Annotated in this window: 23 protein-coding genes; 7 read left to right on the top strand and 16 right to left on the bottom strand. The window is 32.7% G+C overall.

Annotated elements, in window-relative coordinates; genetic code table 11:
• Positions 1-192: 192 nt before the first annotated feature.
• Together cydC and M1D64_RS10705 are read right to left on the bottom strand one after the other, a co-directional pair.
• Entirely contained in the window at positions 193-1,872 is a 1,680-nt protein-coding gene (gene cydC, locus M1D64_RS10700; protein ID WP_002483973.1) for a thiol reductant ABC exporter subunit CydC, read from the bottom strand.
• On the bottom strand, positions 1,869-3,500 hold the full coding sequence (locus M1D64_RS10705; RefSeq protein WP_069821742.1) for an ABC transporter ATP-binding protein/permease: 1,632 nt from the start codon (positions 3,498-3,500) through the stop codon (positions 1,869-1,871). Before M1D64_RS10705 ends, cydC begins: the two co-directional genes overlap by 4 nt.
• 279 nt (positions 3,501-3,779) lie before the next feature.
• Between M1D64_RS10705 and M1D64_RS10710 the strand changes: the two genes are divergently transcribed.
• The 4 genes from M1D64_RS10710 (at position 3,780) to M1D64_RS10725 (ending at position 6,729) form a co-directional block, all read left to right on the top strand.
• Positions 3,780-4,655, top strand: a complete 876-nt coding sequence (locus M1D64_RS10710) for an undecaprenyl-diphosphate phosphatase (RefSeq protein ID WP_002483975.1) — start codon at positions 3,780-3,782, stop codon at positions 4,653-4,655.
• Positions 4,656-4,989: 334 nt separating this feature from the next.
• Positions 4,990-5,691, top strand: coding sequence for a hypothetical protein (locus M1D64_RS10715; protein WP_037538991.1), 702 nt, complete (start codon positions 4,990-4,992; stop codon positions 5,689-5,691).
• A 4-nt stretch (positions 5,692-5,695) separates the two neighbouring features.
• Positions 5,696-6,160 carry a YaiI/YqxD family protein gene (locus tag M1D64_RS10720; protein WP_002483977.1) on the top strand — a complete coding sequence of 155 codons (465 nt, stop codon included), beginning with the start codon at positions 5,696-5,698 and terminating at the stop codon, positions 6,158-6,160.
• Between the two features lie 2 nt (positions 6,161-6,162).
• A complete protein-coding gene (locus M1D64_RS10725) occupies positions 6,163-6,729 on the top strand; it encodes an LOG family protein (RefSeq protein ID WP_002483978.1) in 567 nt (188 codons plus the stop codon).
• A gap of 232 nt (positions 6,730-6,961) precedes the next feature.
• Here the strand turns inward: M1D64_RS10725 and M1D64_RS10730 are convergent, their stop codons facing one another.
• Positions 6,962-7,579, bottom strand: coding sequence for a LysE/ArgO family amino acid transporter (locus tag M1D64_RS10730; protein ID WP_002483979.1), 618 nt, complete (start codon positions 7,577-7,579; stop codon positions 6,962-6,964).
• Between the two features lie 142 nt (positions 7,580-7,721).
• On the opposite strand from M1D64_RS10730, the gene M1D64_RS10735 reads away from it, so the two are divergent.
• Complete coding sequence (locus M1D64_RS10735) at positions 7,722-9,152, top strand: aminotransferase-like domain-containing protein (protein WP_232010409.1); 1,431 nt, start codon at positions 7,722-7,724, stop codon at positions 9,150-9,152.
• A gap of 160 nt (positions 9,153-9,312) precedes the next feature.
• Here the strand turns inward: M1D64_RS10735 and M1D64_RS10740 are convergent, their stop codons facing one another.
• From M1D64_RS10740 to M1D64_RS10755, 4 genes are all read right to left on the bottom strand, one after another.
• On the bottom strand, positions 9,313-9,864 hold the full coding sequence (locus M1D64_RS10740; RefSeq protein WP_002483981.1) for a GNAT family N-acetyltransferase: 552 nt from the start codon (positions 9,862-9,864) through the stop codon (positions 9,313-9,315).
• A gap of 99 nt (positions 9,865-9,963) precedes the next feature.
• Positions 9,964-10,260, bottom strand: coding sequence for a hypothetical protein (locus tag M1D64_RS10745; protein ID WP_002483982.1), 297 nt, complete (start codon positions 10,258-10,260; stop codon positions 9,964-9,966).
• 272 nt (positions 10,261-10,532) lie between these two features.
• Entirely contained in the window at positions 10,533-10,745 is a 213-nt protein-coding gene (locus tag M1D64_RS10750; RefSeq protein WP_002483983.1) for an SA0632 family lipoprotein, read from the bottom strand.
• A gap of 38 nt (positions 10,746-10,783) precedes the next feature.
• A complete protein-coding gene (locus tag M1D64_RS10755) occupies positions 10,784-11,251 on the bottom strand; it encodes a GNAT family N-acetyltransferase (RefSeq protein ID WP_041079731.1) in 468 nt (155 codons plus the stop codon).
• Between the two features lie 98 nt (positions 11,252-11,349).
• Here M1D64_RS10755 and M1D64_RS10760 point away from each other — a divergent pair, with 98 nt between their 5' ends.
• Positions 11,350-12,033 (top strand): DUF1129 family protein, encoded by a 684-nt coding sequence (locus M1D64_RS10760; RefSeq protein ID WP_041079732.1) that lies wholly within the window; start codon positions 11,350-11,352, stop codon positions 12,031-12,033.
• 93 nt (positions 12,034-12,126) lie between these two features.
• On the opposite strand, the gene M1D64_RS10765 is transcribed toward M1D64_RS10760, so the two are convergent.
• From M1D64_RS10765 to M1D64_RS10785, 5 genes are all read right to left on the bottom strand, one after another.
• Complete coding sequence (locus M1D64_RS10765) at positions 12,127-13,287, bottom strand: MFS transporter (protein WP_011303695.1); 1,161 nt, start codon at positions 13,285-13,287, stop codon at positions 12,127-12,129.
• Between the two features lie 234 nt (positions 13,288-13,521).
• Positions 13,522-14,010 carry a DUF456 domain-containing protein gene (locus tag M1D64_RS10770; protein WP_011303696.1) on the bottom strand — a complete coding sequence of 163 codons (489 nt, stop codon included), beginning with the start codon at positions 14,008-14,010 and terminating at the stop codon, positions 13,522-13,524.
• Between the two features lie 6 nt (positions 14,011-14,016).
• On the bottom strand, positions 14,017-15,225 hold the full coding sequence (locus M1D64_RS10775; protein WP_011303697.1) for a sugar efflux transporter: 1,209 nt from the start codon (positions 15,223-15,225) through the stop codon (positions 14,017-14,019).
• A gap of 103 nt (positions 15,226-15,328) precedes the next feature.
• Positions 15,329-16,186 carry a LysR family transcriptional regulator gene (locus M1D64_RS10780; protein WP_002483989.1) on the bottom strand — a complete coding sequence of 286 codons (858 nt, stop codon included), beginning with the start codon at positions 16,184-16,186 and terminating at the stop codon, positions 15,329-15,331.
• 358 nt (positions 16,187-16,544) lie between these two features.
• Positions 16,545-17,288, bottom strand: a complete 744-nt coding sequence (locus M1D64_RS10785; RefSeq protein ID WP_037538993.1) for a ribonuclease FAU-1 family protein — start codon at positions 17,286-17,288, stop codon at positions 16,545-16,547.
• A 213-nt stretch (positions 17,289-17,501) separates the two neighbouring features.
• Between M1D64_RS10785 and M1D64_RS10790 the strand changes: the two genes are divergently transcribed.
• Positions 17,502-18,614 carry a 5-methyltetrahydropteroyltriglutamate--homocysteine S-methyltransferase gene (locus M1D64_RS10790; RefSeq protein WP_011303699.1) on the top strand — a complete coding sequence of 371 codons (1,113 nt, stop codon included), beginning with the start codon at positions 17,502-17,504 and terminating at the stop codon, positions 18,612-18,614.
• Positions 18,615-18,816: 202 nt separating this feature from the next.
• Here M1D64_RS10790 and M1D64_RS10795 read toward each other — a convergent pair whose 3' ends face one another.
• From M1D64_RS10795 to M1D64_RS10810, 4 genes are all read right to left on the bottom strand, one after another.
• On the bottom strand, positions 18,817-19,326 hold the full coding sequence (locus tag M1D64_RS10795; protein WP_002483992.1) for a cupin domain-containing protein: 510 nt from the start codon (positions 19,324-19,326) through the stop codon (positions 18,817-18,819).
• Position 19,327: 1 nt separating this feature from the next.
• Positions 19,328-20,044 carry a YebC/PmpR family DNA-binding transcriptional regulator gene (locus M1D64_RS10800; RefSeq protein ID WP_002483993.1) on the bottom strand — a complete coding sequence of 239 codons (717 nt, stop codon included), beginning with the start codon at positions 20,042-20,044 and terminating at the stop codon, positions 19,328-19,330.
• A 394-nt stretch (positions 20,045-20,438) separates the two neighbouring features.
• Positions 20,439-20,795, bottom strand: coding sequence for a transcriptional regulator, SarA/Rot family (locus M1D64_RS10805; protein ID WP_002483994.1), 357 nt, complete (start codon positions 20,793-20,795; stop codon positions 20,439-20,441).
• Between the two features lie 171 nt (positions 20,796-20,966).
• The gene (locus tag M1D64_RS10810) at positions 20,967-21,767 is read right to left on the bottom strand and encodes a hypothetical protein (protein WP_480977484.1); all 801 of its coding nucleotides are present in this window, start codon (positions 21,765-21,767) and stop codon (positions 20,967-20,969) included.
• Positions 21,768-21,771 lie beyond the last annotated feature (4 nt).

Consider the following 21,771-nt stretch of genomic DNA (forward strand, 5'->3'; position numbering starts at 1 on the left):
TTTAGGTACTAGCTATTAAAAATTATTCCTTTAATATACTTGATTTATAAAGCGAGCTCAAACACTTATGTGTTTGAGCTCGTTTTTTCATAATAAATCATAACTCATATTCAACAGCTCTATCTACCGCGGTTTAAATGAATAACTAAAGATTTATTATTTATTTTAGATGTCTTGGTTTCCACGTTTATTTTAATCAGCATTAATGGCTACCATTTGGTGTAAATAACCATTCGTTTTATTCAATAGCGCCTGATAACTGCCATCTTCTAAAATAACGCCATCTTGCATAACTATAATTCTATCAAAATGTGGCAATAGTCTTAAATCATGTGTTGCCACTATCAAGGTTTGCACAGTTTGATGAATTGCTTCCATCACTTTATCGGTATGATATATATCCAATGCCGTTGTCGGCTCATCTAATATCCAAATAGGCGCATGTTTTAAAAACAACCTTGCTATTGCCAATCTTTGAACCTCTCCACCAGATAATGTTTGACCTGAAAGTGTAATCATTCTATCCAAATCAATATGCGCTAATCCCAAGTCATCAAGTACTTCTCTCATTTCATTATCACGCTTTTCAGCAAATAAATTCTCACGAACTGTTCCATCAAAAAGTTGTTGTGATTGTAATAAGGCATTTATATGACCATATTTTTCCTTATCCTTAATTTTCACTATATCTTGTTGGTTAAATAATATGCTCCCTTTTTCACTTTGATACAAACCTAGCATGAGTTGAAGTAATGAGCTTTTCCCTGAACCAGAAGGACCAACGATTGCAACATGTTCACCTTTGTTAATAGTACATTGAATATTGGATAACACATTACTTGATTGATTCCAATATTTAAAATCTACTGCTTGAATATCGAATAACAAATTAGCTTCATTCAAATCTCTTTGCATTTGTTCAGTACCTTGTATCATCGGATGCGCAATCACTTCATTTATATTTTCAATTGCTTCATCTGTATCACCTTTATAGTAAGCCACATTACTCATCGGAATGGCTTGTTCAAACAACGTTAACATCATGAGCACGATACTCGTTAAATAAACGACGTCTAATTGGTGATTTTGCACTTGGACAACACCCAAATATAAGGTAAAAAACAGTGCAACCATTGAGACAATATTTAAACTATACTCATACAGCGATAAAAATCGTTGCTCTTTCGCTTGTGCGTCTTCATATTGATCTAATTGATCTAACAATGCTGTTTTATAATATGTTGTTCTATCAAAACGAACGAGTTCTTCGTAACCTTCTTTATAATCGTAAAAGTGATTTAAAAAGCCACTTTGTACTTGATTGACTTGTTTTTTTAGTTGTCGCGCTTTTTTAGCACTCAACCAAGGTATAACTAATAAAGTTGCAATCATACTCACACAGATAATAATTGCATGTACATATGAAAAATAAATCATTGTTAAAACAGTTATCGTTGCTGTAATGCCAATAACTACTGGAGGATAATACACTCTCAGATAAATATTTTGTAGTGCTTCCACCCTACCAATCATACGCGCAATCAAATCGCTAGAATTAAATTTACGATATACATCGGGTATGACGGGTAATAATTTCTTGAAAAACTGAACTCTCACATTTCTCAACATCGTAAATGTCGCTCTGTGAGATAAAAGTCTTTCGATATAACGTGCAATCGCTCTTAGAAATCCAAACATTTTAACAGATACAATCAGGATCATTAAAGCGAATAAAGGCGCACCTAATGCACTTTGTGTAATCATGTACCCGCTTAAGAAGAACATACCCAACGCTACCAAACTACCAACGACACCAACTAGTATTGATAAAATCAAATCTTTGTCTATTTTAAATTGAATATGTGGTTTCATGTTGCATCACCACCTTGAGATGAATTTTTCATTGTCGTTTGCTCAACAGATGTTGCATAACCATTTTCTATTAATATGCGTTTATCTGCTTTGTTAATCGTATGTGATCTATGGGCAATCGTAATAATGGTCGCACTTTCAAATTCATGTGCAATCACATCTTGAATGGTTTGTTCTGTTTTCACATCTAAGCCGGTAGCGGGCTCATCAAAGATGATGAGCTCTGGTTGTGTCATTAATACTCTTGAGAGTTCTATACGTCTCATTTGCCCTCCTGAGAGCATTTCTCCACCTTCACCTATCCATGTATCTAAACCATCCGCTAAGCTCAGTACTTTTTCTTTCAGTCCTACATCATCTAATACCTTTAATATTCTAGCATCATCAACGTCTTGGAACATCGTAATGTTATCACGTATAGAAGCATTAAAAATATAAGGTGATTGGCTCAAAAAGCCAATACTTAAAGATGGATCCTTAAACGTTACTGAACCGGATTGGGGTTTGTAATTTTGTGTTATCAATTGTGCTAACGTTGATTTACCCGCACCACTTTTACCAACTAGTGCAATTTTCTCGCCTTGATAAATACTTAGATTAATATTTTTCAAAGCATAGGTGTCAGCTGCATCATATTTGAAATCAACCTGCGATAATTGAACAATGGGTGTTTGATACGTATCAATCTGTTTTTGAATCTTATGTTCTGCGGTTCCTTTATCTAAGACATCAAATACGACATCACTTGAACCTTCACTTTGTTTACCGGTATGAAACGATTGTCCAAGATCTTTAATTGAATTATAAAATTCTGGCGCTAAGATAATTGCAATTGCTGCTGTTTTAAAATCAATGTTATGAAATAAAATCAATCCTAAACCTGCTTCTAATGCAACCAAGCCAATACCTAACATACTAATAAATTCAAGCATGAGGCCTGATAAAAATGCACTCTTTAAGATGCGCATTGTCAAATCTCTAAATGTTGTACTTTCTTCATATAATGCCGCTTCAGTCTTATCTGTTCTATTAAAAAGCTTTAATGTAATAAGACCTTTAATTTTATTTAGAAATTGCTGACTAAATTGATTTAAATATGTCATTTTATCTTTAGATTCATCACGTGTTTTCAAGCCAAATATAATATAGAAAATAGGAATAAATGGTGCTGTAACAATCATAATTAATGCAGTATTTAAATGTATAAAACACATTGCCACAATGATCATCAGTGGAATCATCATCGATTTAAATACCTGTGGAAAATAACTGTTAAAGAAAGGAACAATGCCATCTATACTTTCTGTCAATGTGTTTATTTGCGCACCAATTGGTTCTTTTGAGCGTTGTAATATGAGCTGACGTCGCAAATCTCGTTTGACTTTTGAAGCCATACGATTACCTATCATTTGGTTCACTGTATTAAGTGTCGCACGTGCAATTAAAATCACCAATGTTATAAATAATAAAGCCAATACATCTTGATTGGTTTTTAATAACATGATATTTAAAATTTCAGCAATAGAAATATTTTGAACTACTACGGTTATTGCTAATAATGTACTAATAATAAACATCCATATAGGATATACTTTAAATTTTAAAGCTAAATTTGTTAATCTTTTCACAAAATATCACCTGCCACATATTATAAACACATTATATGAAATTTAAATGATTTCGCTCATTATCAAGTAACATTTTTTATGTTAATTTCATATTTCTGACATAAATTTAAAATTGATTTTTTATTACTCTGACAAAGCTACTAAAATATATATATTTTATATTATCTCATTCTTTGGTCTCATATTACGGTTTTAAGTAGCGTATTATATTTTTATTGTGCTATTATTGTTAGATGAAAATGCATAAAATTTAATAAGTACTATGAAAGTAGGTAAATTATGTTAATACTTGAATTAATTAAAGGTATTATTCTAGGTATCGTTGAAGGATTAACGGAATTTGCACCCGTTTCTTCTACTGGCCATATGATACTTGTCGATGACATGTGGCTAAAATCTAGTGAATTTTTAGGTTCACAATCCGCTTTTACATTTAAAATTGTAATCCAACTCGGTTCTGTGTTCGCAGGTGCTTGGGTATTCCGTGAACGTTATTTCGAAATGTTACATATTGGCAAATACAGACATGAACCCATTGACGGTATTGGCCAAAAACCAAAACGTTTAAACTTATTGCATATTATCGTTGGTATGATACCTGCTGGTGTCTTAGGATTACTCTTCGATGATGTCATCCAAGAATATCTTTTCAGTGTGCCTACTGTAATGATAGGACTATTTATCGGTGCTATATATATGATTATTGCTGATATTTACAGCAAAAAAGTTACCAATCCACGAAACGTGGACCAAATCAATTATTTCCAAGCATTTGTCATTGGTTTATCGCAAGCCATAGCTATGTGGCCAGGTTTTAGTAGATCAGGATCTACGATTTCCACTGGTGTCTTAATGAAAATGAATCATAAATCAGCATCTGACTTTACATTTATCATGGCAGTGCCAGTAATGCTTGCTGCAAGTGGTTTATCTTTAGTTAAAAATATGGAATATATCCACATGAGTGATATTGGCTTTTATGTTTTAGGTTTCTTAGCCGCATTTATTGTTGGTCTAATTGCCATTAAAACTTTCTTATACTTAATTAGTAAAATCAAACTGATTCCATTCGCTATTTATAGAATTGTCTTAGTAATCATTATCGCTATTCTTTATTTTGGCTTTGGTATTGGTCAAGGTATCACTGGTGAATAATTTAATAAAAAACAGGTAACTCCCCCATCAACGGGGTTTATCACAAACTGTCGACAAAGTCTCCGATTTTGTTGGCAGTTTTTTTGTGTATGGTTTTCGCAGACAGTATCTTAGCGTGTAGGTTTCGGCTAGTGTTGCTTTCCCAGGTATCGATCTAAATCACTGCCAATAATATATAGAAAATAATATAATATATAAATTGGGCAGTCGTAGTGTTTGTTATGTTGAATAAAACAACAGATAATAAATCCTATGTATACGCTATATTTACCGTTTATTTTCATGTAATATAGGGTATGGTGAAGATAGTATAAATTAAATGGAGGCAACGAGTATGGACAAAAAGCAATTAATTAAAACAATTATCACAGTAGCGCCTGTGTTTCTAGTACCGCTAATCGTCGAACGTAAACGCATCAAAGATCATCCAGATGTTAAAAAAGCTAGCGATGCGACAGTTAGCGCTTCTAAAACAGTTGCAGATAAATCTGTACATTTGAAAGATAATGTAGTTGAAAAATCTTCTAATGCGAAAGCATATGTTGTAGATAAAAAACACAACATGGATCAAAAGCGCGAACTTAAACGCATTGCAAAAGAAAATGATCCTGCTTATATCGAGAAAAAAGGCGAAAAATTAGAAAAAGAAAATCGCAAAGAAGCAGATAAAATGAACAAAATTCTGCAAAAAAATATCGATAAACGTCATAAAGAAGAAGAGAAAGCACGTCAAGAAAATGAAAAACAACGTATCAAAGATATGAAAAAATCTAACAAGCACATGGAAAAAGTTGGATTAACACCAGGTAAACTTGATGACGAAACTGAGAAAAAAGGCGAAAAGCTTGAAAAAGATAATCGTAAAGATGTAAATAAATTAAACAAATTGTTACAAAAAAACATCGACAAACGTCATAAAGAAGAAGAGAAAGTGCAAGAAAAAAATAAAAAAGCACGTTTATCTGAATTCAAAAAATATAAAGACTATGTGGCAAAAAGCGTTGTAAAACAAAACAACGAAGATAAAGGCAAATAAGCAAATGACACAAGTCATTATAGATGGAGATGCTTGTCCTGTAACCAATTCAATTATTGAATTGACGAAAGGGACAGGCATTTTTGTTACCGTCGTCCGTAGCTTTAGCCACTTCTCTACCGTCATTCAACCTGAACATGTCAATATTATTTATGTTGATGATGGGCCTGATGCTGTCGATTATAGAATAGTAAAACTGGTTCACTCTGATGATCTTGTTGTAACACAAGATTATGGACTCGCTAGTTTATTATTAAACAAAGCTAAAATTGTTATGCATCACAAAGGATTTATATATAATCAAGAAAATATCAATACGCTACTCGAACAACGACATGCAAGTGCACAGTTTAGAAAAAGTGGTGGTCGAACAAAAGGGCCGGCTGCTTTTACAGAAGAAGATGTATCAAAATTCGAGTCTATATTTTCAAATTTAATTCATAAATATTTTTTAGAAACGGAGGATTAATCATGAAAAAAATTGCTATCTATTGTGGTGCCAGTAAAGGCAATGATGTTACATATATGAACGAAGCTTATCAATTAGGTAAGTACATGGCAGAACAAGGCTATGAACTCATTTTCGGTGCAGGTTCTGTAGGGATTATGGGCGCAATTCAAGATGGTGTATTGGATCATGGCGGCACTGCAATTGGTGTCATGCCTAAAATGTTAGATGAAAAAGAAATTACGAGTACTAAATTAACGAAGCTTATTTTAGTGGATTCCATGCATGAGAGAAAAAATAAAATGGCAGAGCTTGCCGATGCATTCGTGATGGCACCTGGTGGCGCTGGCTCACTAGAGGAATTTTTCGAAATGTATAGTTGGGCGCAAATTGGTATACACCAGAAACCGATAGCCATTTTTAACATCAATGCCTTTTTTGAACCTTTACAAACATTAATAAATCATATGATTAAAGAAGGCTTTATCGATCCAAAATATAAAGCACTTGCACCTTTATGCGCTACGCCAGAATCACTTTTTGAAACATTAAACAATTACCAACCTCTTGGCATTAGAACTTATGACTAAATCATGTTAATAAAATTAAGCAGCTATTATACACAAGCACTAGCTTATATAATCCGCGAAAAAAGGATGACTAATCGTAGGAAAGCGTCTGAGACATTTATTTTTGTCCCAGACGCTTTTTAATAATGAAGCATTATTTCGCCTTATCCCTCAATTTGACAATATCTATTTATATCCCAAACATTTAATATAATCTAACTTGAAATCTATCATTGAATAGTTAGCCTTTGACTTATAACAAAATTGCTAAGAGTTGTTTTAAAATCATTATAGCTACGGTTAAAATAATGACTGATGACAATTTGTTCAATAGCATGATATATTTCCCTGTTTTATCTATGTTTCCAATCATTTTTCCAACTACTACCAAGAAAATAAACCATAGCCAAGAAACAATAACAGTAGCTATAGTAAAGACCATTTTTTCAGTACCTTCATAAACTGCACCACTTGTCCCTATTACGCCTATGGTATCCATGATTGCATGGGGATTAAGTAATGATACAGACAGTGCAAAACCAATTTGCTTTTTAGCGGACATCGGTCGATATGATTGTAGTGTAACTGGACGTGTACGCCATAATGACCATGCCATATATAATAAAAATACCAGTCCAATACAATAAATTGTAATTTGTAGCACAGGCATCGATAACAATATCACAGAAATACCTATGACGGCTAACACGATTAAAAATGTATCACATAACCCTGCTGTTATAATAACTGGTAATGATTTGGTAATACTTTTATGGTTTGCACCTTGATTAAATACAAATACGTTTTGCGCCCCTAAAGGCAATATGAGCCCTAGCGCTAATAGTAATCCGTGAACGGCTGATTGCAACATACAAAACTACGCTCCTTTAATTATTACGACTATTTTAACTATGCTATACTATATGCACAGAAATTGGACCCACCAGATGCAAATTAAAATACCAACCAGATAATATAGGAGCTATTTTATGTTCAAACCAAAATACAAGTAAATTATAGATGATATCATTTCACAAATAGATTCTGGAGATTTAGAACAAGGCATGCAATTACCTTCTCAACGAGATATGGCCTCGTTATATCAAGTGAACCGTTCCACCGTTATACAAGCACTCGATATTCTAAAAAGTCAGGGAATCATAGAAGGTAGAGAAAAACAACGCTTATATGTATCTGGAAATACTTGGCATACTTATATTAAAAACAATATTAATTGGCAAAACTATATTAGCCATAGTACGACTAAAAATAACCAATACTTTGTTCAACAAATTAACAAACTAGAATTTCACACTAACATGATACGATTGGGTACTGGTGAACTTGCTCCCGATCTTATACCTAATGAACAGTTCAAAGAAATTTTGAGCAAGTGTCATACTCCTGTGTTAAATACTAATTATGAACCACCCCAAGGCAACCTTAAGCTTAGAGAAGCAGTGGCACAATATATGCAAAAATTAGGTGTCGCATGTACTGTTGACCACATTTGTATTACATCAGGTGCATTACAAGGGTTAAAACTCATTGCAGATGGCTTACTCATTCTACAATCCAAGATTATTGTTGAATCACCTTCATACATTAATTCAATACGCACGTGGCATAATATGAGGGCCGATATTCAGCAAATAAGCATTTCTGATATTAAAAGTAATATTAATAATATTTTTAAAGTACAATCACAATATACAAACAGTATCTTTTATTGTATACCGACTTTACACAATCCAACACAACATAGTTATTCAACAGAAGAAAAACAAAAAATCATCATGCAATGTGAACAACATGGTATACCAATCGTAGAAGACGATGTGTATGGTGACTTATATTTCAATCATGAACGACCTAAACCATTAAAATCGTTTGATACAAACGACAATATTTTATATATGAATAGCTTATCTAAAACAGTAAGTCCTGGTTTACGTGTCGGGTGGATTGTTGCCAAGCCTTCTGTCGCAGCACATTTAGCTGATTTAAAAATGCAAAATGACTATGGCGCAAGTTCTATATCACAATATATCGCAATACAATGGTTAACACATCCTCAATATCATGACCAACACCTCAAAATGTTAAAGAACCAACTTTTAATTAAGAGAAATTTATTTTTAGAATCTCTGAAGAGATATTTTAGTGATTTCGGTTCATGGTCAACGCCCGAAGGATCATTTTATATTTGGTTCCAATTTAAGTTCTCCATCGATATGAAAAGACTTTTCGATGAAGCGATTGCAGAAAACATACTGATTAACCCTGGTGAAGTATATGATAAAGATGCGCGTGATTGTATCCGTTTCTCATATGCTTATATCGATGCCGAAGATATCGATGCAACTTTAAAGCATTTAAGCAAAATTATCCAAACACGTTTTACGCCACCGTCTTCCCACATTGGCAAAGGTAATCACGGTTGATAAGTATAAAAAGTGTTTCTGAACTGTGGTACATGCATAAATCTTTCTAACTTTAAAAAATTGATAAAGGCTGAAACAATTAAATTTGCCTCAGCCTCTATTTAACTTAATCTATATACATTTGTATAGATGATCATATACATTATCAAAACAACACTTCTCAGACATTTATTGTTAAATCTTTATAATATCGAACATGTTTTTTCAGTGGATGATACTTACTAAGTTCTGGGTATTCAAAATGATCAAAACGTTTCATACCAATTTTCTCCATAACTTTGCGTGAAGCTTCGTTATTTTCTGAAGTGAAAGCATATACTTCTTCAATGCCTTGTTCTTTAGCATATTTCAATACCGCAGCTGCGCCCTCAGTTGCAAAGCCATTGCCCCATACTTCTGGAATTAAGCGCCACCCAATTTCATAAAATGGCAATTCTTCAAATGTGTATTTACTTTCTTTAGGAACATAATTCAAGCCAATAAACCCTAGCCAGCCATTTGTTTCTTTAAGTTCTACAGCGAATAATCCTATGCCATTTGATTGGATCGCTTCATCCATTTTTTTCATATCGTGTTCTGAACGTTTATAGCTTAATAAACTAGGAAAATATCTCCGAACTTGCCGATTGGCATTCATTTGTTGAAATGGTAATAAGTCTGTTTCTCGCCAATCACGTAATCTCAACCGTTCAGTTTCAATATAAACTGTCATTCATTACACCTCTATACTTAAAGTAAATTTATATAGAAAAGTAACGCGTTATGAGCGCACTCATATCGCGTTACTTTTTAGTATTTCAAAGAATATCCATTACGTTCTTGAAATATAGCTAATTAATTCAACGTTTACCGCAATTTCTTTTAAACGATTGCGTTCGCTTTTCGGTGCAGTAAATGTTGCATCGATAAAATCATTCTGATGATCTAGTTTATACGTCGCTACAAATGTATCCGTATCTGATTCGAAATTTGGCAAATGTGCAATAACACGTTTAATTTCACCCGTTGAATCTTTAATTTGTCTGCCAGTAATGCTTTCAATTTCTCTACCTAATTCTGGCAAAGTAATTGAACGGCCTTCTAATAAATTGAAATCTTGTTCATGCATAACGGTAACCTCTCTTCTATTCAAGGAAATTGTTAATTCACTTTATCTTTATATTCACATAAACGATAAAACATATTTATCAATTAACTTGTATTCCAACTTTTTATTTTAAATATTTTTATATGTGACGATTAAAACTTGTAATATCTTATAACGATACCCATTATAACAATTACTAAAACCAGTTTACAATGATTTCCTAGGAAATACTATTTAAGGATGTTTAAATAAGATGATATATAAATTATGATGCGTGATACCCTACGACTACTTTATGTCTTGGCATTAATATCTTTTTCTAAGTCGTCCGATTTATCTTTAAGTTTGTCTTGCTCTTTTTCTAATTTTTCTTTTTGCTTTTTCAAGTCTTTATTTTGCTTTTCAAGTTTATCGATATCTTTTTCTAAAGACGCTTTCTCATCATCTTTACCACATGCTGTTAGAGTAATGGTTGATGCTATTATGAGTGCCAGCCATTTTTTCATGTAATATCTCCTTTTTCATAATAATATATATTTTATCATTATTTATGCTTATCTTCATCATTTACCAATAAGTTTTTGACCATAACGACCTTATCCATATCATACCCCATATTAAAATTCATTTTTTGCATTTTTTGGTTCGAATAAGCTACAGTACTTTCTATTGTATGCGCCCCTTTATCTCGTGCCCATGCTTCAATCTCTTTTTTTAACTTAGTTGCAACACCCTGATTACGGTGAGTAGATTCAACATATAACATTTCAATTAATGCTGTTTTCAGTGTTTTATCATATCGTGCCCAAATAAAACCAATCAACTGTTCACCTTGTGTTTGAATCAATATTGTATCGTCACTGTATCTTAAACCATGTTCAATCATTTCAATACGCAAAGCAACAGAAAGTTTAGTCCTTTTATATGTAGTATTTTGCCGTTCCAGTTCTGCTTCATGCACTTCAGCAATTCGGTTAATATATTGTGTCTGTTTAATTGTTAATCGATTCATATATACTCCTTATAAAAGCTTGTTGATTTATATTATGATATTAGTCATAATAATTCTTATCTTATAAATATATTCTAAAAAAAGGTAGCGAAATTCAAATGAAATCCACTGATAAATTAATGCGTGAAAATAATGTGAAATCACTTAGATTAAATAATACAGATAGAGAAACGTTTGAAAATTATATGACTTATGTACGAGCTGATTTAAGCGTAAATCCACATGCATCTGAAAAAATGTTAAATCGCATTTTACATCAGTTATTACAGGCCGAAAAGGAAGGCACCCTCGCAATGGATTTCTTTAACCATGATCCTAAAGCGCATGCTAAAAACGAAATCAAAAAGTTACCTAATGAAACTATAACTAATATATTCAAATATATATTTCAACATATCTTATTATTTATAGGTATTTTTTGTTTTTTAAAAGGTTTTATTGGATTTTTCATTGGCGCAAAACGTTTATATATTTATACCTTCCCTCTTATGTTAATTGTCGGTTTCATTATCATTTTCTTATTTATTTGGGTAATATTTAAAACTGTGCAAATGCAATGTTTTACTAAATCACATTGGACATCGATTGGCACTTATATCAGCATTATCCTTTTATTATTTGCAACTTTCTATGTATTTTTTGTTCCACAATCTCTTTTAGCGATAGGCCCTTATCTCTTAATTAGTAATTGGACCTTTATCATTATTTCTTTTATCGTTATTCCAGTTTCACTCTATATCGATCATCACTTTATCAATAAAGATGCCAACACTTCTTTATAAACAGTGCATAGTGATAAAAAAGTAGGACAACGAAATCTTATTTAAAATATGATTTCATCGCCCTACTTTTATCTATTATTTAATATGTCTATATTAAATATTTAGTCCTTCTTTTTTCTCAACACGAATACTCACTAATAAGAAAATGAGTCCAATAACCGTTAATATAGGTGCTATTAAACTTAATGATGCTATAGGTAAATTCGTAACCACGACGCCTCCTATGAAGGCACCTAAAGCATTACCTAAATTAAATGCAGATTGATTCAACGTACTTGCAAGTGTTGGTGCATCTTGAGAGATTAAAGTACTCTTAAATTGTAATGACGGGCTCATACTAAAGCCAATCAAACCAAAGAAGAAGATGCCTGCTACCATTAAAATACTATTCATTTGAACAAAGTATAATAAGATGAAATATAGAATAAAGACGATAAAAATGATTTTTAAAGCTTTATTTAAATTCCAATCTGCCAGCTTACCACCAACGACATTACCAAGAGTAACCCCTATACCAAATATAATTAACAGATAAGAGATTAAGTTTTCTTGTACATTGGAGACATCTATGAGCACAGTAGAAATATAAGTAAAGTATGCAAACACACTACTAAAACCAAACAATGTCACTGCAAGCGTTAGCCACAAGCGCTTTTCTTTTAAAATTTGTAATTCATTTAAGACAGATGACTTAATCGTTTCACGTTGCATAGGAACAAAAATGATGATGCCAATCAGTGCAAGTGCCCCAATAATCGAAATAATAATAAACGTCATAGGCCAACCAAAGTTTTGACCAATTAATGTACCAAAAGGTACACCTAATATATTACTCATACTTAACCCCATAAACATAAGTGCCATTGCGCTCGCACGCTTTTCAGGTCTTACCATACTTGCCGCAAGTATAGAACCAATACCAAAGAACGAACCATGTGCTAAAGAGGTAATAATTCGACTTGTCATCATAAACCCATAATTAGGACTAAACGATGCTGTAAGATTCCCTATAATAAATATTCCCATCAATACAATCAACAAATATTTTCTATTCCATTTTATTGTCAACATAACTATGATAGGTCCACCGATTGCTACACCCAATGCATAACCAGTGATCAATTGTCCTGCTTGACTCACCGTCACGTCAAAATCTCGTGCAATATTAGGCAATAACCCCATAATAACAAACTCTGTCATGCCAATTGCAAACGCACCAATTGCAAGCATCCATATCGCTATAGGATATTTCATTTTCGACTTACCTCCCATTACGTATTTTTTAAACATGATTGTGATTATACTAAAATGCGATTGCTTAAAACAAGGGTATTGCTTAATTTTTACTGTTTTTTATATAAATCCGCTTACATTATATGTGTAGTTAAAATTAATCGCACATATAAAAAATGTTGATCATTCAAATCTAAAATAACATCTTACAAAAGTTATTTTAAAAATGAACCATCAACACGAAGGTATACTGATTTAGTTTATAAGTAAGGCATCTACAAAGAACCAAATCACCATAATAATCATAATGATTGCCTGTGCTACTGAGCTTGCTAAAAAGGCAACGACCGAACCAAAGCTCGCTTTTAGCGCTTTAGTTAAGTTAGGCTCTTGAATCATTTCTACAACAAGCACTGCAACAAATGGAACTATAATAATGCCAAAAGGTGGAAAGACAAAACAACCGACGATGACACCGACAAGTGCAACCAGTTCACTTAACTTTGAACCACCAAATTTATTTACAAAGTATTTATTCATAATAAAATCAGCAACAAGAATAAATACCGTGAATAATATCATAGAAACATAAAATACCCATGATAAGTTGCCATTATGAAAACCAAATTGATAAATTAAAAAACCGACCCATAACACTAATACTGAAGGAATAATGGGTTTAATTAATCCAATAAATGCTAAAACAAATGCTGCTATAATACATAGCCATAAAATTACTGTCATGATTATCTACTCCATACTTTCTTCTGTAAATTTTTGATCTTTAGTAAAGAAAATCAGTATCATGCCAACAAATATTGAAGCTGCTGAGACATAAAATACATTGCCTAAACCAACCCATTGACTCATGATACCACCTAATAAATTCCCACATAATTGACCAATAACCATCGCATTAGCAAATAATGTCGACGCATAACCCGGAAAATCTGGTAATATATCTTGGAAATAGCTAATACCTAGCCCAAGTAAAATTGCTAAAAATATGGCTAAGAATACTTGGCCAACAAACATCATTACAAGGCTTTCGAATACCCCAATGCTAAAGTAAAATAATCCACCAAATAAGCCGCCTAATATTAATAGTGTGCGCGTTGTTAATTTAGCAGATAAAATACCGAGTAATACCATAAATGGTACTTCTAATCCTGCACATAAACTTGCCAAACCGCCGACAAACCCTTCAGGTTCATTTAAATAGTTTGTAACGAACAATGGCATATTCAACGTATACATCCATTGCCCAATATGCAATAAGATAAACGCTAAAAATGGAACTAATAATACTTTATCTTTTAACATATTTGGTGCAGCTGCTTCTACATGGTTCACATCGGAAACAGTGTGTTCCGTTTTAATATCTTTAAAAAAGAAAACTTGCAGTAGTAAAGTGAAGATTATAATTGTAATGGTGCCCCCAAACAGCCCAGAATAACCATTTGCGCTTAATAGCAAAGCACCTATTAAAGGACCGAATAAAAATCCAAATGAAAACATTGATCTCAAAACAGCATTTGCAAATTTGGCTTTATTTTTAGACGCGGAGGCATTAATTGATTCTCTTGCCGAGGCATACATTTGTGGCATTGCAGGTGCAAAACACCCTTGAAAAATCGCATACATCGCTATAAAAATCCAAATTTCATGAATATAAAAATAAATAGAAAAACTTACGGCCCCCATAAACAGGGCAGCAACAATAATCAATTTCCTATTTATATTTCGCGTATCTGAAAATCGTGCCACAATTGTATTTACAATAAATTGACTTATTGCTGCTAAAGCTAATAATAACCCGTATTGAGAGGACGTCATTCCTAAATCATTTGTAGCAAATAACACTAAATAAGGTACGGTAATCGCAATTCCCATTCCCAATAGCATCATATTAATTACAAATAATTTGTAATTCTTGATATGTAATAAGGCACTAAACATATAGCCAACCTCTATTCAATAAATAATATGTTCAACAGTGTGAAAGTAAGTATTCCAATATGGAAATATTTCTAACTATAAGAAAGTTGAGATGGTTTGTCGTTTATGATTCAACATATTCCATCATTAAATTGATAAATGATTCTACTTGAGGTAATTGCTTCATACTCGCATCGTAGCTTAAAAATGTTGAACGAATCAATGGTTTTTCATCAATATTTACACGTTGGAATTCAAATTGCTCTCGATCGAGATGTTTCATCATAATTTCAGGTAAAATCGTAACGCCTACACCATTCAATAACATTTCTTTACATGTAGCAACTTGGTCAACAGTAATCATCGCATGATAATCTTGACCTATTTGACTACCATACCATTCTTTTATCTGATTAATATAAATTGGATCAGCTTGAAATTCAATAAATGGCATCTTATCTACTTCATCATTGCGATTTTTGGGATGAATAAAGAAATGTTCATCATTGAAAAGATGCGTATTACTTAAATTCATCATTTTATTACCACGAATAATCATGACATGGTAATCTCTATGATTTGCTTTTATCTGTTCACTTGAACCTACTTGAACTTGAATTTCTACGTTTGGAAATTGTCGTGTATATAAGTTTAAAACTTCTGGCAATAATGTTTGTCCAATTAAAGATGAACAACCAATCGATATCGTACCATTTACTTCGCCAATATGCGCTTGCATTTTGTCTAAGAATAGACGTTCTCTATTAAGCATTTCTCTAGCATGCTCAATAATCATTGCGCCTTCAGTAGTCGTAATCAATTGTTTCTTTGTTCGAATAAATACATTTACGCCAAAAGCATTCTCAATGGCCTTTAGACGTTGCGTGACTGCAGGTTGAGAAATATATAATATTTCTGCTGCTTTCCTAAGTGTTTTAGTTTCATCAAGCGTAGTTAACAAGCGATAATCGTCTATCTTCATAATTATCCCCCTATTTTTTATGCACGTTTCTGTAGCCGCTTCCATTTCATTACACATGTTTTCCATTATGCCCATAATGTAACCTGTAAACAAACTGACTCATACTTCAATACGCACGTTTTATCTCAATATTTCATTTCATACTAACCACAATCACCTTTTCAGTTCGTCCTCGCTACTTTCACTATAGTTCAGCAATTAAAATAAATAAAAGACATTCAAGTTATGTTTCAAATGTCTTTTATTCTATGTGTATGGTTCACTATAACACGTTTTTTTAATGACTCCTATACTATTTTTCAAAGGATTACATACTGCATAATGAGCGATTAAGTTTGTTATGCATATTAATCAGTTTCTAATTTTCTTTGGATATAGATGAAGACTTCTGACTCCATTGTTCAAATGTACCTTTTTTATGCTGAGATTTTGTTTCAGATCTTTCATTTTTCGCTTGTTTGATGTGTTTTTCTTGTTTGTGCGAGGGCTTATGCTTGTGTGTTTTAGCTTTATGATCTTTCGGTTTATGCTGTGCTTGCGTTTTTGTAACACCTTGCTTATGTTGCTTTGCCTTTTGTTTAATTTTATAAAAGCAATACATAATCTTATCTTGCATCGATTGAAAATCTGCATCAATTTTAATCATTAATTGATGTGCAATTACATAAGCTTCGTGATACTGCTTTCTCGTAATTTGCCCTGACTCTAAAGCGCGTTCTAAATCGTCTTGGTCTACAAGTTCATATTCGCCATTGGGTAATACAAGTACATCCAGACATAAATCAATTGTGCGTGCATTACCTTTTTGTGTAACATTTTTTATATTTATATCAAAATAATATTCCAACGGATTGCCCTTGTCATCTATCATCACTGTAATACTATAGCGCTTTTTCTCAGGTAAGATTTGTAACCATTGATAGTTATCATCAGCAACAATAATATTTTGACCTACAACTGAAACCTCTAATGGTTCTCGTACTTTATTCATTGTGACCAAACCAATGATTCCTTTGAACTTATTATTGTTCACCTTGACCTCAGTATATTCTCTATCAATGATGCGACGCCAGTGACGCTTATCGATATATTTTACTTTCACTGTCACCAACTCCTTAACATTATTATATAAAACTGTCTTCTTTATGTCATCTCATGAATTATATTGTCAGCATTCAATTTGCACTGCAGAAAATTTGGTTATTATTATTGTACTATATTTCATAGCGTAAAAGCGAAATTGACAATCTTTATGAATTCTGTTAAATTTTATCTATATTTTTCTGAAAATTCTATAAATAAAGGAGATAGAACCATGGCAGTTATTCAAAGACCATTTAGAGCCGATCATGTCGGTAGTTTATTGCGTCCTGAACGCTTAAAACAAGCACGCCAGGATTACCAAAACAACATTATCGATGCACAGGCATTGAAACAAGTTGAAGATGAGGAAATTGAGCACATCATTGAAAAACAACTTGAAATTGGATTACATAGTATCACTGATGGAGAGTTTCGCAGAAGTTGGTGGCATTTCGATTTCCTAGAAAATTTAAATGGCGTAGAAGGTTATACCTCAGACCGTGGTTTAGAATTCGAAGGTGTAGAGACACGAAATCACAATGTTAAAATCATTAGCAAAGTACAATTCAATCCAGATCATCCTCACTTTGAGCATTTCAAATTTTTACATGACAAAGTAGATGGACGTGCTACATCTAAAGTCTCTATACCAAGCCCTAATCAATTATTTCATCCTAATATTTTAAATGAAGAGATTTATCCAGATATCGAAGACTTTGCGCATGACGTCGCAAAAGCCTATCATGATAGCCTACTTAAATTTTACGAATTAGGCGCACGTTACATTCAATTAGACGATGTTTATTGGGCAAACCTAACTTCAGGTACACAAAAGACGCGTGGTCGTGATCGAACTGAAGAAGAAAAAGAAGCTGCACGTCAACTTGCCTATCAAGTTGTCAATGAAGCTGTTAAAGATTTACCAGAAGATTTACTCATTACCACACACATTTGCCGTGGTAACTATCAATCTACTTGGGCAATTTCAGGTGGCTATGAACCTGTAGCACCTTATTTATTCCAAGAACAACTTGGTGGGTTTTTCTTAGAATATGATGATGAACGTTCTGGTGACTTTGAACCTTTACGTTTCTTCCCTAAAGACAAATCTGCAGCAGTGTTAGGATTATTTACATCAAAAAATGGTGACTTAGAAGATAAAGCAACGATTCTTAAGCGTATTGAAGAAGCACAAAAATACATTACTTTAGATCAAATATGCTTAAGCCCTCAATGTGGCTTTGCTTCTACAGAAGAAGGAAATAAATTGACTGAAGACGCGCAATGGAAAAAATTAGCTTACGTTGTCGAAATTGCAAATGAAGTCTTTGGCACTGCGAAGTAATTTTAAATATCTTGTCTTACGCAAATATGATAAATGAAGAGATTGCATATTAAAACAACCCATTTTATGGCGATGTGATCTTAGATATATCATAAATTAAGCTACGTTTCTTTAAATAAATGAGACATTACATTTTCAATTCAATCATCTACTGCTTAATTCAAAAAAGAGTCTGGGGCATCTATTTATGTCCCAGACTCTTTCACTTATTTATTATTTTTTCTATTTCATCTGCCTTTAAAGCATAGCGTTCATTTATCTCTGTTAATTCTGGATAATGTTTATTTAGCCACTCTTTACTAAGCAATTCAAAATGTTCAAATTCAAAGCCTGGTTGACACATACAGCCAACCAAAGCATATGCATTTTCATCTTCTACGCTAGATGCAAAAATCGTACCTTTAGGAACGACGTATTGTAATACGTCACCCGCTTCAATATGCTTACCTAATGTCACCTTTTCATATTGACCATTCGGAGAAATCATGTGAATTGTGAGTGAATCACCCTCATGATGATACCAAATTTCATCAGCATCGATACGATGAAAATGTGAAATATTATGATAAGTTAACAAAAAATAAATACTTGTGTAAGCTGCTCTATCCATGTCTTTATCAAGGTTACCTTTGATAACTTCTTTATAATAGCCACCTTCTGGATGCGGTTGCAATGCTAATTGTGAAATCCAACGTTGTACTGTTTGTTCCATACTACTTCAAATCCACATTATGGAATACATTTTGTACATCGTCTAAATCTTCTAACGCTTCTACTAATGTTTCAAATGTTTCTTGGTCTTCTGCTGATAACTCAATATCTGTTTGTGGTAACATTTCAAATTCAGCTACTTTAAATGTATCAACGCCTGTTTCACGTAATGCATCTTGCACCTGAGCGAATTGATCCGGTTCAGCATAGACAATCGTTAATCCATTCTCATCTATAACATCTCTCACATCTATATCTTGTTCCATTAATGCTTCCAATATATCATCCGCTGATTTATCTTCTATACCAAAGACTGCCGTGTATTCAAACATATACGCAACCGAACCAGAGACACCCATGTTGCCACCGTTTTTACCAAAAGCTGCACGAACATCAGAAGCTGTTCTATTCACATTATCAGTCAAAGCATCTACGATAATCATTGAACCACTTGGACCGAATCCCTCGTATCGTAGTTCGTCGTAGTTCTCTTCACCAGAACCTTTTGCTTTTTCAATCGCTTTTTCAATAATATGGTTAGGCACTGAATATGTCTTCGCGCGTTCTAAAGTTAGACGCAATGCTTGGTTTGACTCAGGATCTGGTTCTCCAGATTTAGCAGCCACATAAATTTCTTTACCAAATTTAGCATAAATTCTACTTGTATTTTTATCCTTTTGGGCCTTTTTTTCCTTAATATTATTCCATTTACGTCCCATATTTCCATCTCACTTTCTCAATAACTACATTGATTAACATGTTATATTATACAATAATTTCCACAGAGAATATAGATGTAAGCCCATAACATCCATTTTGTTTATTCACCTTATATACTAAAAAACAGGCGTGGGTATACCTGGGCTAACGCTCACGCATATGTCTCACAAGCATTTTTACGTGTCATATCTATGTTTTAGCTTATGCATAAAGACGACGCTATTCTATAAAAATATAAACATCTTTTCTTTAAACAAGTGAGAACATTGCATTTTGAATATAGCCATCTACTCCCTAATTGAAAACGAGCCCAAGACATCTATTTATGTCTCAGGCTCGTCGTTATATTTATATTCTATTTTCACATAAAAATTTCGTGTTAATAATGAATGATTATTTTACATATGCTTCAATATCATCAAGAAGAGTCTCATATTTTTCTGCGTTGTCGTCATTCATAAATAAGTAGACTTTACGTTCATCTTCTGTTGAACGTATTTTACTTACTCTGTCTTGATCGATTAAGCGACGGATAGATGCAAGCACCTTCGTTCTACTCAACTCTAATTCCGTTGTTGCAATTTTTAAAAATGGTTGCATTAGCATATTTTTGTTCCTACAGTTATGTCGTATAAGCTCTAAGATAGCTACATCATTCATTGTTAACTTATAGGTTTCTTCAACGTAATGCATCACACGTTTATACTTTTTATAAACATTTAAAAATTGCGCTTTTTTCTCTTCATTCATTGTTGTTACACCTCCAAATGCTAGTAAGCAATACAATATAATTATCCATAAAATGTAATTGCTTGTCCTTATCATTTGTAATTATAGGTTTGTCAAAATTGCAAACAATAATAAATTAAGTTTCATAACGCTTTTTCAATATTGCATTTTATAAATTTTATTATGTGTTGATCATTTATATATATCAATAATGTGCACTGTATTATAATCTAAATTTAATGTCAAAGTTTCTTCTTCAAAATGATGCTCAAACACACTGAATTCAGGTTTATTATATTCATCTATTTTCTTAATACATTCATTTGACCATTGATAATGGTTACGTAAGTGCTCAGGAATCGCGTAATTAATATTACCGTACACGTTGCTTATAGTTTCATAAAAAATAACATAAGCACGTCGCAACATCATATCCTTAAAGTTGATATGAATTTGGATGTTTTGTTCTTCGTGATCTAAAGCATTTTCACTCTCAACTACACGCCAGTCACCCACAAAAATTGTGATTTTGTGTGGGTGATGTGCTACCGTATAATAATCATATTCTTTCACGCTAGATTTACTCTTTCCCATTAATCTTTCATATATATTACCTAGAATAGAACGGAATCCATTTCTATCATATAAATACAATGCATGTTTCTTATCCTCTTGTTTAACTAAATCTATACCGACACCAAAGAAGTTTCCACGCGCTTTCTTAAACATACTCATCAATAATGGCGGACTTTCTATTAACTCCATATGATCATCATTTAATAAAAAATTATTATGAACATTTAAAAGATAATATTTTCTTTCTTCTAACTGCATTTCACTCATTATTTTTTTAATATTACTGAATTTAAACACTTCTTTGGTAAGTAACTCTTCATAATCTTCATTAAGATAAGGTGATGATAATTTATGATTATCAATAAAATAGTAATCAAATCCAATGCGCTTCAATTGAGGCTCCATATTTTTAAACACTTCT

Source organism: Staphylococcus sp. Z5-21 (assembly GCF_056529615.1).

What these genes read in the sequence shown, in the direction of transcription:
- M1D64_RS10720 (WP_002483977.1), top strand. Translation starts at nt 5,696, where the DNA reads ATGACACAAGTCATTATAGATGGAGATGCTTGTCCTGTAACCAATTCA.
- M1D64_RS10765 (WP_011303695.1), bottom strand. Translation starts at nt 13,287, where the DNA reads ATGAAATATCCTATAGCGATATGGATGCTTGCAATTGGTGCGTTTGCA.
- M1D64_RS10775 (WP_011303697.1), bottom strand. Translation starts at nt 15,225, where the DNA reads ATGTTTAGTGCCTTATTACATATCAAGAATTACAAATTATTTGTAATT.
- M1D64_RS10800 (WP_002483993.1), bottom strand. Translation starts at nt 20,044, where the DNA reads ATGGGACGTAAATGGAATAATATTAAGGAAAAAAAGGCCCAAAAGGAT.
- M1D64_RS10790 (WP_011303699.1), top strand. Translation starts at nt 17,502, where the DNA reads ATGGCAGTTATTCAAAGACCATTTAGAGCCGATCATGTCGGTAGTTTA.
- M1D64_RS10715 (WP_037538991.1), top strand. Translation starts at nt 4,990, where the DNA reads ATGGACAAAAAGCAATTAATTAAAACAATTATCACAGTAGCGCCTGTG.
- M1D64_RS10805 (WP_002483994.1), bottom strand. Translation starts at nt 20,795, where the DNA reads ATGAATGAAGAGAAAAAAGCGCAATTTTTAAATGTTTATAAAAAGTAT.
- M1D64_RS10730 (WP_002483979.1), bottom strand. Translation starts at nt 7,579, where the DNA reads ATGTTGCAATCAGCCGTTCACGGATTACTATTAGCGCTAGGGCTCATA.
- M1D64_RS10755 (WP_041079731.1), bottom strand. Translation starts at nt 11,251, where the DNA reads ATGAATCGATTAACAATTAAACAGACACAATATATTAACCGAATTGCT.
- M1D64_RS10740 (WP_002483981.1), bottom strand. Translation starts at nt 9,864, where the DNA reads ATGACAGTTTATATTGAAACTGAACGGTTGAGATTACGTGATTGGCGA.
- cydC (WP_002483973.1), bottom strand. Translation starts at nt 1,872, where the DNA reads ATGAAACCACATATTCAATTTAAAATAGACAAAGATTTGATTTTATCA.
- M1D64_RS10760 (WP_041079732.1), top strand. Translation starts at nt 11,350, where the DNA reads ATGAAATCCACTGATAAATTAATGCGTGAAAATAATGTGAAATCACTT.
- M1D64_RS10795 (WP_002483992.1), bottom strand. Translation starts at nt 19,326, where the DNA reads ATGGAACAAACAGTACAACGTTGGATTTCACAATTAGCATTGCAACCG.
- M1D64_RS10725 (WP_002483978.1), top strand. Translation starts at nt 6,163, where the DNA reads ATGAAAAAAATTGCTATCTATTGTGGTGCCAGTAAAGGCAATGATGTT.
- M1D64_RS10710 (WP_002483975.1), top strand. Translation starts at nt 3,780, where the DNA reads ATGTTAATACTTGAATTAATTAAAGGTATTATTCTAGGTATCGTTGAA.
- M1D64_RS10745 (WP_002483982.1), bottom strand. Translation starts at nt 10,260, where the DNA reads ATGCATGAACAAGATTTCAATTTATTAGAAGGCCGTTCAATTACTTTG.
- M1D64_RS10780 (WP_002483989.1), bottom strand. Translation starts at nt 16,186, where the DNA reads ATGAAGATAGACGATTATCGCTTGTTAACTACGCTTGATGAAACTAAA.
- M1D64_RS10750 (WP_002483983.1), bottom strand. Translation starts at nt 10,745, where the DNA reads ATGAAAAAATGGCTGGCACTCATAATAGCATCAACCATTACTCTAACA.
- M1D64_RS10770 (WP_011303696.1), bottom strand. Translation starts at nt 14,010, where the DNA reads ATGACAGTAATTTTATGGCTATGTATTATAGCAGCATTTGTTTTAGCA.